General features: G+C 59.4%; 7 protein-coding genes. 4 read left to right on the top strand and 3 right to left on the bottom strand.

The features are described 5' to 3' along the window. The first annotated feature begins 123 nt into the window (after nt 1-123). Nucleotides 124-1,215 carry a methyltransferase domain-containing protein gene (locus Q0Q48_RS11605; protein WP_295137661.1) on the top strand — a complete coding sequence of 364 codons (1,092 nt, stop codon included), beginning with the start codon at nt 124-126 and terminating at the stop codon, nt 1,213-1,215. On the opposite strand, the gene Q0Q48_RS11610 is transcribed toward Q0Q48_RS11605, so the two are convergent. The 3 genes from Q0Q48_RS11610 to Q0Q48_RS11620 are packed head-to-tail and all read right to left on the bottom strand — an operon-like array spanning nt 1,120 to nt 7,034. Beyond that, nucleotides 1,120-2,040, bottom strand: coding sequence for a hypothetical protein (locus tag Q0Q48_RS11610; RefSeq protein ID WP_295137663.1), 921 nt, complete (start codon nt 2,038-2,040; stop codon nt 1,120-1,122). The genes Q0Q48_RS11605 and Q0Q48_RS11610 overlap by 96 nt on opposite strands. Further along, entirely contained in the window at nt 2,037-3,428 is a 1,392-nt protein-coding gene (locus tag Q0Q48_RS11615) for a glycosyltransferase family A protein (protein ID WP_295137665.1), read from the bottom strand. Before Q0Q48_RS11615 ends, Q0Q48_RS11610 begins: the two co-directional genes overlap by 4 nt. Beyond that, complete coding sequence (locus tag Q0Q48_RS11620; RefSeq protein ID WP_295137667.1) at nt 3,429-7,034, bottom strand: glycosyltransferase; 3,606 nt, start codon at nt 7,032-7,034, stop codon at nt 3,429-3,431. 427 nt (nt 7,035-7,461) lie between these two features. Here Q0Q48_RS11620 and Q0Q48_RS11625 point away from each other — a divergent pair, with 427 nt between their 5' ends. The 3 genes from Q0Q48_RS11625 to Q0Q48_RS11635 all read left to right on the top strand — a co-directional run bounded on the left by Q0Q48_RS11625 (nt 7,462) and on the right by Q0Q48_RS11635 (nt 13,912). After that, nucleotides 7,462-10,335, top strand: coding sequence for a tetratricopeptide repeat protein (locus Q0Q48_RS11625; RefSeq protein WP_295137669.1), 2,874 nt, complete (start codon nt 7,462-7,464; stop codon nt 10,333-10,335). Between the two features lie 143 nt (nt 10,336-10,478). Next, nucleotides 10,479-11,093, top strand: coding sequence for a hypothetical protein (locus Q0Q48_RS11630; protein ID WP_295137671.1), 615 nt, complete (start codon nt 10,479-10,481; stop codon nt 11,091-11,093). A gap of 125 nt (nt 11,094-11,218) precedes the next feature. After that, nucleotides 11,219-13,912, top strand: a complete 2,694-nt coding sequence (locus Q0Q48_RS11635) for a class I SAM-dependent methyltransferase (RefSeq protein WP_295137673.1) — start codon at nt 11,219-11,221, stop codon at nt 13,910-13,912. Nucleotides 13,913-13,916: the final 4 nt, after the last annotated feature.

Here is a 13,916-nt window from a genome sequence, read left to right on the forward strand (position 1 = left end):
GGGCAGATTGCGAGCGAACAGCGAATTGAATTGATAGTTTTCACTTAATCGATAGAAAACATTTTGCTCTTTACAATAGAATTGAGCATCGACTGAGAAACAGAACCTTGGGGATGAGAGTTCATGGCGTATTCTGACTTTGTTAAACTTTACGCGTCGGAGAATAAGCGCAGCCCGGATGATTTACTCACTGAGCGTCCCTTGGGCTTTGCAATGGCCGCTAACGACCGAGGCGAAGCAATGGTCGGGAAGCTGAAGCAATGGTCAGGGATCGAACTTTCGGGAAAGCGCGTTCTCGACATAGGTTGCGCCTATGGCGGCTTGTCTATCGCGTTGGCCAATGCCGGCGCCTCTGTGGTGGGAATTGAAGCAAATCCGAAATTGCTCGCCTACGCTGAGGCAAATGCCTTTGGCACAGCCCAGCTCGCCCTTTCGTCAGCCGACATATCGACGATTTCCATCCGTCAAAAATTTGAACCTGGCTCCTTCGATCTGATTTTCCTGAATGACGCTCTGGAGCGGCACTTCGACATCGACACATTAGTGAGTAACGTAGGCCACCTGCTGGCTGCCGACGGCGTTGTCCATTTCCGGACCGCAAACAGCAACTCCACGCGGTTCATTCTGTCGGACGGTCACAAAAAGGTATTCGGGCTGCCCCTGATCGAGCCCGACTTGTGGCACCATTTGAACCAGAAGCGGGCTGCCATCTACTATCGGCCGATAAGCATATACCTCGCGATGTTCCAATACTACGGGATGTCGAATCACGTCTTCATCGACGAGGAGCAGGCGATCATGCGCCGAAACGAGCGACGACTCGGCCTTCAGATCAAGGAGATCTTTTCACGGGCACGCGCCGAGGACATCTCGGATGCTTCCCTGAGATCGTCGCTGAGAAAGCAGACCACGAAGTTGCGCGATCGGTACCTATTCGACCTCGAAAAGCACGGTTCCGATTTCGTAAAATTTAAATATGGAACTACGTTTCTTTCAGGTTTCTTCAGTCGGCGCGCTGAAACACTTCAGCTGAATTCTCCAACGTCCGAGCTCGCGGAGTTTGGCCGCGTTGTGCGTACGGCGCCCGCCAATGAGGACATGCCTCTCGCCGACGGACCGTCAGACGCGAGCGGCGTGGCTGAAGGGAAAAGCAATAAAGAAGTCAGCATCGAAAGCGTCGAGGACAGCCTCGGTCGGCGGGTTGGACGGAAATAGACTCGCGAAATACTCAGAAATACGGAGAGCGGAGGTGTCCGCCTCGCTGGCATCTAGCGACGGCGCCAGTTGGCGGTACACTTCGGCGATCACCTCGGGTGCGGTTCGGAAGCGGTTCCAGAGGTTACGAAAGGCCACGATAGGCGGAATACCCAGCGACACGGCATGCCGTCCCATGTTCCTGACGTTGGTCCCTGCAAATGGAAGGCCGAGCCGCACTCCAGCCATCTCACATAGCCGCGAGAGGGAAGCAGGGTCCACGTCCGCCATTTCCTCCCGGCAAGCGAAGCTGTCGAGGCTGCGCAGGCACAAGTTGGGGGCCAGCATGATCGAGGACGCCAGCTCTCCCAGCCGATCGAGCGGCCGGACTTCCCGGCGCAAGGCCCCGGCATTTGAGGCGATCCGCAAAGCCGTCGTCCCGGCACTGGCGCCGCCGGGACTGGCGACGATCTCAATCGTATGGCCGGCCGGCGACCGAGCCAGCTGCGAGATGAACAGATCCAACGGATCCCGAGTCAGGACGGCGCTGAACTCCCGTTGGCTGAACTCCTCTTCCCGCGCTTCCCCTCTTCCCGCGACCATCACGCCCAGTATGGCGCCGATGGCCTCGCCAAGGCGTACAGATCCGATTGTCGGCACGATCAGGCGACGCCGGGCAAAGGGCTGCAGGGCCAGCGCCAGCCAAAGGGTCTCCGTGCCGGGAGATTTCGACCGAACGAAGCCCTCGATCCACAAAGTAGAGCGGGATGGCTTGATGTCGCCCGGTTCCGGTTCCAACCGCCAGATCGTACGGCCGTCTTCGTATACCGCCGGCGACACGATCATCGCGGTGTCGCTCCTTGGATGACGACCGCCGGCAGGTCAGTCTGCCGATGGACGAAGCTACATATATCCTCCGGCCCTATCCCCTCCATCGCAGAGGCTTCGGCCCTGGTGAAGGGTGCCGTTACCAGCCAATAGACAGGCTGCGTGCCCCCCACCCCCCGGGCCGTGTCGGTGCCCACGGCAATGTACCATTCCCAGTCGCGCTGATGGCGAATGATCCTGTAGGCGAGCAAGAGCTCGCGCAGGTTGGTACTCCTCATGGCGATCCGGAACGCATCCGACGAAAGGCCGGATTCCATCGAATCGGTAACTGCTGCCGCCGAGCCGGCAACGACGACCGCAGGCTTAATGGAATGCCTGCCCAGCATCGCCTCGAACGCCGAGAGATTTCGCAAATCAGCGGTCGGTCGACACGAGAGGCAGATCGTTGACGAGAGAATTGTCGCCCCGTCGACGATCTCGATATTGTGCCAATCCGGTTTCATGGCATCGAACAGGGCGACAAGCCTGCCAGCTGAGCGCGGCACGCTGCCAACCACGCGCATGGCACCCGTAGGCCTACCAAGCTCCTGATATACGAGATCGAGCGGCGGCGTGTTCACGTGCACCACTTCGCCGACATCCCTGGCAATTGCCGTACGTTTCTCTACTTGGTCGTTCACCCGTGTCAGATCAAGCGCCCCAACGATCGCGTTGCGGACATTGGCCTGGCCCGCGGCGGCGAGCGCAGAAACGCTGGTGTCGTGGCGGCGGCGAAGAAGCACGTACGAAGAGGTGTGCCGGCATCGAATGCCGCTGCGGATCACCCGCACGGCAAGGTCGTAGTCGGTCCCCCCCTGCGTATCCGAACGATAGGGAAATTCGCGCAGAACCGACGTCTCGTAGCAGCATGCACCATGAGTGATAGCAGCCCCAACGTAGACAATCAGGTCTTCGGTAACGGGCTTCCCTGGCCAATAGTCGAGTTCGAGCCTGGCATTGAAGTTTATCCAACCGCCGTGGCTCAGCTGAACGCCCTGTTCGAAGGAAACCATATGATCGCGCAACCGATTCGGCAGCATGATGTCATCGTCATCGAGAATACAGATGAACTTGGTGGTGCAGAGAGCCGTCGCGATGTTTCGAGCATTTCCCAGTCCGATCTTGCCGACGTTGACATAGGTGACGTTCAGCGACTCGAATTGCCGCACGACCTCTCGAGTCGGGTCCGACGACCCGTCATCGACCACGATCACCCGCTCCGGTCGAACGAGCTGCTTCCGGCAGCTCTCGAGGGCCGAGGCCAGATAATTCGATCGGTTGAAAGTCGCTATGGCAACCGTGATGGGCGCCGTTTCTCGTCGTGTCGGTGACTTGTCCAATGCACGGCTCGATTCGTCAGTCTGCAATCACGGGCGGATAGTCCTGGAGGCCGAACCCTGGGTAGCTGCCGACGGTAACGACCGGTCGCTATCTCGGCCGACGGCGTCATCCGTAGCCAGCGCCTCGTACAGCTCTTTTAAATTGGTGGCATTCTGCGCCCAAGAGCGCTTTTCCACCACCCATTGCCTGGCCGCACGTCCCAGTTCGCTACGCAGATCAGGCATCCTTGCCAAGCGCTCCAGGACGGCAGCCAGATCGGCGGGATCGGCGGCTTTGCAGATCAGCCCAGTCTTACCGTCCTCCACGATTTCCGTAAGCGCCGGCAGGTCGCTCAGAACCAGGGCCTTCTCCATCGCCATGGCCTCGAACGGCTTCAATGGACTGACGACCATGCATACCTTGAAGGGCTTGCGTGGTATCGTAACAACGTCAGCCAACGACAAATAGGCCTGAATCTCGTCGGGCCTCACCCTACCGGTAAATGTCACGCGGTCCGAGACGCTAAGGCTAGTCGCCAGTGCCTGCATATGCTGACGATACTCACCGTCGCCAGCGACGATGAATCTGGGCTGGATCCCTGCCTGCAGCAGGCGGGGCAGCGCCGAGATCACATCATCAAGCCCTTCATACACCGTCAATGATCCCGCATATCCGATCACGAAATCGTCGTGCGAAATCTTCAGTCGCTCGGCCAGTGCAGGATCCTTGGGCATCGGCCGGAAAACCTCTGGATCCACCGCGTTCGGCAGAAGCGACAGCCGGTCGGGCGACACGCCGTCCTTCATCAACTCCCCCGCAACCCCCTGCGTGATCGTAAGGACATGATCGGCCTGAGACGCAATCAGAACCTCCAGGTCGCGATCCAGGCGATATCGTTCCGTCTCCTCCCAGCCCATGAACCGCGAGGCGGCAGTCAACTCCCAAAGGCCCCTCACCTCGTAGATGAACTTGGCGCCTACACGCCGTGCTGCGATCAGTGCCGGCAAGGCATTACGGCTGTTGGAAGCCGCCTGCACAATCCCGGCCCCAAGAGCTCGAAATCGACGCTCGAGGGCGTCACTCGCTTCCCAAATGAGGTCTTCGCCTCTCCCTTCACCATCCAGCTGCGTGTGGATGTACCTGACGCCTTCGACCTCATGCCTTTCATCGATGGGATGGCCACCGGCCAAGGCCCTGGGTCGATCCCAAGGGTAGCCCGGCCTCGTCAGGCAAACCGTGTCGATCCCCGCGGCCACGAGTGCCTTCAGCAATTGATGCGTCCGGATGGTATAGCCCGCGATCTGGAATGGGAGCGATCCGGATGCGACATAGACAAGACGCTGACCGGTTTCCCCTTCCCCACTGATACGAGAGGGAATCTCAACGCCAGAGCGGAACAGCGCAACACTCGACCGCATCTCTGTCACGAACGGCGATGTCGTCGCCTTTGGGGCTGCCGCGATGAGGGCACTGCAATTCGTGAGATCCCCTGCCTGGAACATCCGCCCCGCCATCTGCTCGGCCCTCAGTGGCGAAGGCTTTGCCCCATAGGACAACCAGTAAAGGTTGATGGCGTCCGCGCGACTCAACTCTCTCACAGCCAAACCGAGATCAGCCAGAATGCTCGCCCGGTCTTCGACAAGGCCGTCATGGAAAATCCATGCGAGAGCGGCATTGAAGCCATGCGAACGATAGGTGTCAGCAGCCACCTTGGCGACGATCTGCCGCCATTCGGCACGTTGCACTGCCCGTCCGGACACCGAAGTATCGTTCATCTGCCGCCCGCCAAAGCTTGCGATGGTCTCGAACATCTTCTCGGTACGTCGGCTCAAGGCGCGGACCGCCCGCTTAGCCTGCTTCAGCTGGCCAACACAGTCGTCTACCCTTGCCTCCGCCTGCAGCACGTACAATTGCCTGTGACCTGACAACTCACCGTCGGCATCGCCGTAGATACCGAGCAGCTCGAGGAGGGCGCTACTTTGTCTAACAGCCCGATCAAGCAGAACTTCGATGGTTGCGATGCCGAGCCCCAGAAGCTTCTCAGACAACCACCATTTCAACATCGGCGGCACGACGTCGAGCCACTGATGATACTCTCCTATACTGCTGACCTGCTGAGCATTGCTGAATTCCTTGGCTCGCTGGAGGCTTTGGCGAGCTTCCGCATGTTCCGGCAGCGCCTGCAGAAGCCCCTCAAAACCGGCAGCAAGTTCAATGACCAGTGCCGGCACCGCCGCCTCAGACGAGGAAGCAGCGATTGCGAAGGCCAACCAGTACAAGCGAACCGAATCGTCTCCGCTCGATTGGCGAACGTCGGCGGCCAGCGCCGTAAGAACGGAGTGCCTGTCTTCAACGAGAGTTTGCCGGCAAATCCACGTAAGAGCGGCGTGAAGACCGTGCGTTCGGTAAATCTCGCCGCTAGTGCGCAAGACTGTCTCTCGCCATTCGACACGCGGAGGAATCACAGCAACCGCTGATCTGCCAGTGAACTGCTCGACTGTCTCGAATTTTTTATCAGTGCGGCGTGCCAGCGACCGAGCGGTGACCTTGGCTACATCGAGTTCGCCGGTGAGTTCTTTGACTTTGGCAGATGCCTGTATGCTGTACAGCTGCCTATGGCCGGATAGTTCGCCTTCGGCTTCTCCATAGTTTCTCAACAGGTTATCGAAACTCGCCGTATGCCGGATGAGATGATCGATGGCGGCCTCGATCGTTGAGATACTGACAGCCAGGAGACTACCAGAGATCTGCCATCGTATGTCGACGGGCACGCTCGACAGCCAGTTCTGATGAACACCTTCACCGATCGAGAGTGAGCTCTCCTGAAGAATCTTCTCCAGTCGTTCCAGGTTCTGGCGGGCTTCGGTATGCTCGGGGGCCAATTCGAGCACAGACCTGAAGCCGGCGGCGGCGTCAGCATACAGATCCAAACGAAATTGCGCACGGGCGACCTGCAGGCGGGGCTCCAGACTCATCGGACTTCTGTCGCGAAGCCACTTCCACTCCGCCAAAGCCTTGAACCACTGTCTTTCTAGATTGAAAATGCGCGCAAGATAAAGGCGGCTTGCCGCTTCGTCGGCTCCTGCCGCGATCGCCCCGGAGAAATGTCGCTCGGCGGCCCCGAAGTCCTGGTCCTTGAAAGCGGCTCGGCCCTTGTCGAACAGCAAGACTGCGGGGATTGGCCCGTTCGACGGCGACTGACTGCCGGCCACCGACGATGAAGCCTGGTTCTTCAGCGCCTGCAATTCCCTCAGTTTCTGGCACGCCTCCATATGATTGGGGACGAGCGCCAAAACGTCGTTGAACGCGGCGCTAGCTTCCGGATAGCGTCCCATTCGAAGCTGTGCCCGGCCAACCTGCAAGTGCGGCTCCAGGCGATCGCGATCGCGATCGCGTAGCCATGACCACTGCTCCAGTGCCTTTTCCCAATTACCGTTACGATTATAAATCCTAGCCAAATGCAGACGGCAAATGTCCTCGTTCGCACCCGATTGCAGGGCGGCAAGGAGGCTGCGTTCAGCCTCAGGGTCATTACCTGCCGCGAAGGCCGCCCGACCCTCTGCTAGTTGGATGCGCCTCAACCAAGGTTGCTGAAACCGGACGCCCACAGGCTGCAAAATGCTACGAAGGATTTGACTTAACTGGGCCATCATTCGCACTTAAGATTGTTCAAGGTGGCTTTGCCCATCGTTGCACTCTTCGGTCTAGACGTTTTCTTACACTGGTTAGCCAATTTTTCCGTGACAGAAATAAATTGCATTCGATGTGTGGATAGGTGCCCCCCCTTCTCCTTATCAGTACGCCGTCACGGGGATTTTGACGAGTTGAACCAATCGAGGATTGGCGCGTCCAGAGAAGCGACGAGGATATCGATGCTTCGGACCAGGTTCGACATTCGGCAAATGGGGCCATTCGCCTTGAGGGCGCGAACCATCCAATACACTGTAGGGCGCTAACTGACCGTCACCCCAAAGCTACGGAACAAACGTCGATTGACTTGGCCAACTTGGCTGCGTACGCAACACTGCTACGGTACTTGGCCGTCGATTTCCAGGGTGCCTCGCCTGTCGGCAACTAAGAATGCATCTCAAAGCCATATTTGACTTTCGGGAGTGGCAAGTGATGTTCGCCGAAGGTTACCTGCGCGCTGGTAGGTTGTCTGCAGCCGAACGCCTGTACCGCGCCGTGCTCGCCCGCTCGCCGTATCAAAAGTCGGCGCTGACAGCGCTGGGTAACCTGCTCCTACGCCTGCGACGACATGACGAGGCGATCGATGTCTGGCGGCGCGTCATCGAGATCAGTCCGAATCAAAGCAGACCTTCCCTGCAACTGGCGCGAGCGCTCCATCGTAGCGGCCGTATCGATGAAGCGGCGTTGCATTACCAGCATGTCCTCGGCCTAATGCCCGAGCCGCCGCACGGCACTCGCAATTCTCTCTCCATAGAGCCGTTACTCCAGATGGCGCGCATCAGCAGACGCCAGCAGAGCAATGACGACGCCCTCGAATACTTTCGCAAAGTCCTCGAGCATGATCCCAATCATGAGGAAGCTCTCTGCAGCTACGGCCAGATCCTGGCGGGCCGCGATCCGGCGGCGGCAGTCCGGCACTTCGGCGACTGGATGGAGCGGCAGGCGACGAATCCCGCGCCGAGAGTCGAGCTGGCACAGCTTTATCGACAGGCGGGCGATACTCAGCGCGCCGAAACGATCGTTCAGGGCTTGCTGGACCAACTTCCCAACGACCGAAACGCCCTCGCCCGCATCGCCAAGTTGCTACCGAAAGACACCGGATATATCGACCAGGCGCTCGATCTCTGGCGTCGCATCGCCGAGCGGGACCCAAGCGCGCCGTCGCCGCTGGTTCAGCGGGCGTATTTGCTGGAAGGTGCCCACCGGCCCGAGGAAGCCGAAAGCGAGTACCGCCGCGCGCTCAGGCTCGCTCCGATGGATGCGATGGCCCTGACCGGACTGGCCCGCCTTCTTTTCAAACAGGCCCGCTGGAACGTGGCGGTCACCCTGTACGAGGCGCTGAACCGTGTAAACCCGCAGCGGGGCGATGCGCTGCTTGGCCTCGGTCGCTGTCTGGAAGAACTCGATCGCGGCGACGAAGCTATTGCCGCCTATCGCAAAGTGCTGGATATCGAGCCAAACAATGCCAATGCCCTGCTCTACAGCGGTCGTCTTCTGAGGCAGCTGAACCGTATCGACGAAGCGATCGCTGCCTGGACGAAGATCTGCAAGCAGTCGCCGCAGAATGCCGATGCCTGGCACGAGCTCGTTTTCATGCTCGCCGCCGCCGAACGAGAAGGCGAGGCCTTAGCCGCACTCGATACCGCTGAAACTGCCCTGCCTGCATCGCCACAAACGTGGGTTCGTCTGGGCCATGCGGCAGAAGTCGCCCAACTCCATCACCGCGCCGTCGCCTACTTTGAACAGGCGAGCGCGGCGGAGCCCAAAGAAGCGGGCCACAGGGCGAGGCTTGGCCAGCACTACCTGCGTCAGGGTATCGTGGATGCCGCCTTTCGTCATCTGCTCGCCGCCCGCGAATTGAAGCCAGCGGACACGAAAAATGCAAAGCAGCTCGTGGATGTCATACATGTCTTGAATCTGGTCGGCATCGACCATCGCACCCTTGCGGCCTCGCCCAGCAGCGAGCCCGTGCTGATACCTGAACGGCTGTTTCCCCTCGTCCGCGAAGCCGCCGAGCGTGTCGCTCCGTACCAGCCGGTGCCAAGGCGCATCATTGCCGTCACGGCATCTCTGGCCGCCGGCGGCGCCGAGCGGCAGCTAGTCAACCAGCTGCGCGGCTTGAGCGAACCGAACCTGAAACTGGACATCGCCCTTTTCTGCATATCCCTCACCCGCCGGACACGCAGGGACTTTTTCCGGCCGCTGCTGGCCGATAAGCCCGTGGAGATCGTCATCCCCCCCGACAAGAGCGTCGAAAAGCTATTGCTTGATCGGCACGTCGCGCCCTACGCACAACTCATCCGCTCATTCCCGCCGGACATGACCAAGCTCATCGCCTTCTGGCTTGGAGAGTTCCGACGCCGGCGGCCGCAGGTAGTGCATGCGTGGCAGGACAGCACCAACCTGACGGCCGTTGTCGCGGCACTTCTTGCTGGCGTGCCGAGGATCGTCCTGGGTACCCGCAGCGTGCGACCTGACAACCCTCGCCGACGGCTGAAGAGGTTCATGCAGGAAGGATATCGGGCGGTGCTTGATCACCCTTCGGTGGTGTTGACGAATAACAGTCAGGCCGGTGCGGCCGACTATGCCGACTGGCTCAATATCGCACCGTCGAGCATCGAGGTCATCCACAACGGCATCGATTTCGAACACCTCGCCGCAACCGTCGACCCGGAGCGCACGGGACAATTTCGCAGGGACCTCGGGATACCTGAGGATGCGCCAGTCGTCGGCAGCGTCTTTCGCATGAGCGAGGAGAAGCGCCCCATATTGTGGATCGACATGGCCGCCGAAGTCGCTCGGCGGGAACCCCGAGCGCATTTCGTAGTCTGCGGCGAGGGGCCGATGTTCACCGAGATGCGAGACCGGGCAGTGCAGCTTGGAATTTCCGGCCGGGTCCATCTGCCGGGCCGGATCGACGGCATCGGCTCCAGCTACAAAGCCATGGATGTTGTCATCTTGACATCACGACACGAAGGGCTGCCGAACGTGCTGCTTGAGGCCCAATCATTGGGCGTCCCCGTGGTGGCGCCCGATGTTGGGGGCGTCGGCGAGACATTGTGGCAAGGTGTCACCGGCTGGGCCGTGCCTCATGCCGATGCTCGCTCGCTGGCCGATCATGTCCTCTTCTGTCTACAGGAGGACTGGAAGACCAGGGCGCGGCGCGAGGCTCCGACTTTCGTGCGAGAACGCTTCAGCGTCGACGCCATGTTGCGACACACTCTGAAGGTTTATGATCTGTCACCTTTAGGTACCTCTTCCTGAAGCCGACGGTAGCCCCGTCGTGCCTAGCTCCCGAGCATGATAGTAATGCTTCGAAAGCGTATTTCCCCGGAGTAATCCTCGTGCCGCCTTTGGCCACTACCACTAGAAATCTATCGTTCCTCGACGGGTACCTGTACAGGGTAATGGTCGATCTTTTGAAATCCGAAGGAGCTTCTGCCGGACTGTATGCCTTCTACGAGGATCGCATTGAAAACGAGGGCCGCGCCCTCAGCCTCTATGACCGAGCAATCTTCGATTACGTGCTCGCGAATTTCGACCTTGTGGGTCGGCAAATCGTCCATGCGGGCATTGGTCTAGGCACGCTCGCCTTGGCGCTTGCCACAGCAGGTTACCGGGTCACCGGCATCGAGCAGGACGAACAAAGGTTTCGCATCGCCACCCGAGTGCAGGGTGCGGTCAGAGATGCATGGCCATCCGTAGCCGAGCGTTATGCGATCGTAGCTGGCGAATTCCCCACCGTTCTCGGCGGAACGGCATTGCTTGGACCGGATACGGTTTTGATCTTCACCAATTGCGGAGCGACTTGGCCGGAGGAACTGACAGCCCGTGTGATCGCATCGTTAGCGTCCTGCGGTGACGTCATCCTAGATACGCGTTTGTTCGGCCAGGTGAGAAATTCTCCCGATGAGCGGCGGCAATTGCTCGACCGATTAAGGACCCAAGGGATGGCGGCGGTGCCCATCCCCACCTCGCCACCCGACTCGTACTACCACCACGTGAAGAAGCGGCTCGGATGACGATAGAGGGCCTCGCGGACCTGTTGAGGAGTCGCGGCTGCGAATCGGTCTGCTATTTCCATACCGATCATTTCGAGCCTTGGTCCGTGCGGATCGACGACGCCAGTGCCCGTGCGGTAGACCGCATGGCTGAGATGGCCCGGTCGAATCGCTATGCCCGTCGTCTGAGCCTGTTCTATAATGTGTTTATTCCTTACAGGCTCGACAGCGACGGCCCGATCGGTCCGGCCGACTCTCATGTACCGGGCGATCGCGTCGTCTTCAACGGCCGCTCCGAGCGGCACGAGAAGCGTACACGCGATACCATCCGGCCCCTGATAGAAGCTGACAATCATGAAATGCACCTGCACGTCCATCATGAGTTTTGGACGCGTAACACGTCGCATTTCGATCATCCCGTATCGCGCTGGGTGAACGCCTGCAGCACGTCAGAGGCAGACGGGCAAAGGCTGGATTTGCTGTTCAAGCTGTCGAAAGAAGCAATCGCGCGCGAAATCGGCCGACCATTCGAACACTGGGCGTTCATCCACGGCAATTGGGCGCTCAACGCTTCAGATCCGCTCATCTGCCACGTCAGTGACGAGATGTCGATCATCATGCGTCATGGCGGGTTCGGCGACTTCTCGTTCCCTGCCGGCCGCGGCTATTGCGATCCCAAACTGGAGCGACCCTTTACCTGCAAGCCAATCGACCAGGTAAGAGCTTACGACGATCCTCGTTCGGACCCCCGGCCAGTCGATGCGCGAAGCAGAGTCATGAATCCTAGCCGGTTCTTCATCTGGAACTCGCCGATCAAGGCAACGCATTCATCCCTAGACTACTACAGCGCAGCGAATCGGACGCTGTTCAAGACTCCTGAACGCATCGTCGAGACATGGCTTAGCAAGTCCGTCTGCCTTGGTAAGAATCTCTTCATCAAGACACACGCCCATTCGATGAAGTCCGACTACCAGCTGGCCCAGGGCGACGGCTGTATCCCTCATTGTCATCCAGATATCATCGCAATCTTCGATTGCCTGGCGCGTGCCTGCGATCGAGCTCGCATCGAGCTCAAGTTTTTGACGGTCAACGAGGTCATGCAACATCTGCATGTTCTCGACAGCGGGCAGCCCGAAGTCCTCTCAGCTGCGCGCGTAGTTACAGCGCCGCCGCTTGAGGTGGATGGCCCGTCTGCTCGCCATCCTGAGGCGCTGAAGGTGGCCGACGGGGCTGCTTCCAGCGAGGCCGCGCTTCCGCCGACTTCTCTCCATGCTGTATCTGTAGAACTTGCAGCCATGCATCGTGCCTGGATGAAGGGAGAAGGAGCACACTTCCCTGTCGACGACCTCTACCGGACAAAGCTTTCCGCTCACGCCCCCCTGGAGCCGTACGAATTCGCTGTCGCCGCAGCGATCTGCGAACGTTATCCTGCTAGCGCTACTCGAATCGTCGAAATCGGCAGCGGTTGGGGCGGGCTTGCAATCCTGCTGGCACGGCTAGGATTCGAGGTGTTCGCATTCGAAGGCAACATTCGACGCCACACGGCCTGCCAGTGGCACTTCGATCAACAAAGACAGCGGTATCCGGCCTTGCAGGAAAGCCTCGTGCTTGCTCCTGCGGGTCTGTTCCCGGCTACCTTTCCAAGTACGGCTCTTGCTGAGGACAAGATCAACGTCGGCATCTGCACGAACATAACAAGCTCATATAGCGCAGAAAACTACCGTGCGATCGCGCATGCAGCGGCCTCGTTCGATGAGCTGATCCTGGACCTTGCTCGATTTGGCGAAGCCAGAAATGACCAGTCCGATCGCGATTCCCTGTTCGAGGTACTGAGGACAACGGACTTCAGGCCCGTCGAGCAGCTTTACTTCTCCGCACCCTACGAATACTGGCGCTTCCGCAGTCGCGCAGTCGGGACGCGCAGCGCCCTTCCCGTTCCGGTTGCCGCAGAACCGCCCGATGCGGTCGTTGGCGCAAACAGGTCTGATCGCATTCCGACAGTGCAGTTCGGCCCCATTGGCTCAGGCGGCCGATTGTTTTCGATGGCCGGCGATCAGCAGCTGACGACCTGCCCGGTCTGTAATTCGAAGCACATCGAACCGTTGTGGCGGATGCCCGCCACAACCTTGCCGGAGCCCATCCAAGTTTTCGGCGGATATTTCGACCAAATACCGACTTTGCAAGTCCCAGCCACGTTGTACGGCTTCGACTTCTGCAATGGCTGCGAGAGCATCTTCCTCAATCCCGTGCCCAGCCGCCAAAAAGAAGGCTATCGCAAGACCGACCACTACATCCGCAAGATGCAGACGGCGGCTGAGTGGAAAGGCTACGAGGATGCATATGACAGGTTCGCCCGCTGGATTCCGGCCGAGGCAACGGTAATGGTCGATGCCGCGTGCGGGGTAGGCCAGTATCTCGAAGTAACGCGCCAGCGCAAGACGCACCGATGGCGACGATTGGTCGGCCTCGAACTGGCCGAGAAGTATGTCGCCCATATGCGTGACCAAGGCCTCGAGGCGCATGTCTTCGATGTCGATAGTGACGACATACTCGCAATTCTCGACGCTGACAGCGTCGATTTCATTAGCTTCTGTGAGGCCTTCGAGCACGTCGAGCGTCCACTCGATGCCTTACGCAAGCTACTGACCGTCCTGCGTCCTGGTGGACGGCTCTTTTTCACTGCGCAACGTTATGGTGAGGATGTTCAGGCGGCAGTGCGTCCCGGCGAACCGATCTACATCGGCACCAAGGTCGTGAACGACCTGCCGCGACACCTCGGGTGCCGGATCGTCAACATGACGACCAGCCGCATGCGCTATTACATCGTGCTGGAGAAATAGACTA

It is taken from the genome of uncultured Reyranella sp., from assembly GCF_945957355.1.
Classification (GTDB): domain Bacteria; phylum Pseudomonadota; class Alphaproteobacteria; order Reyranellales; family Reyranellaceae; genus Reyranella.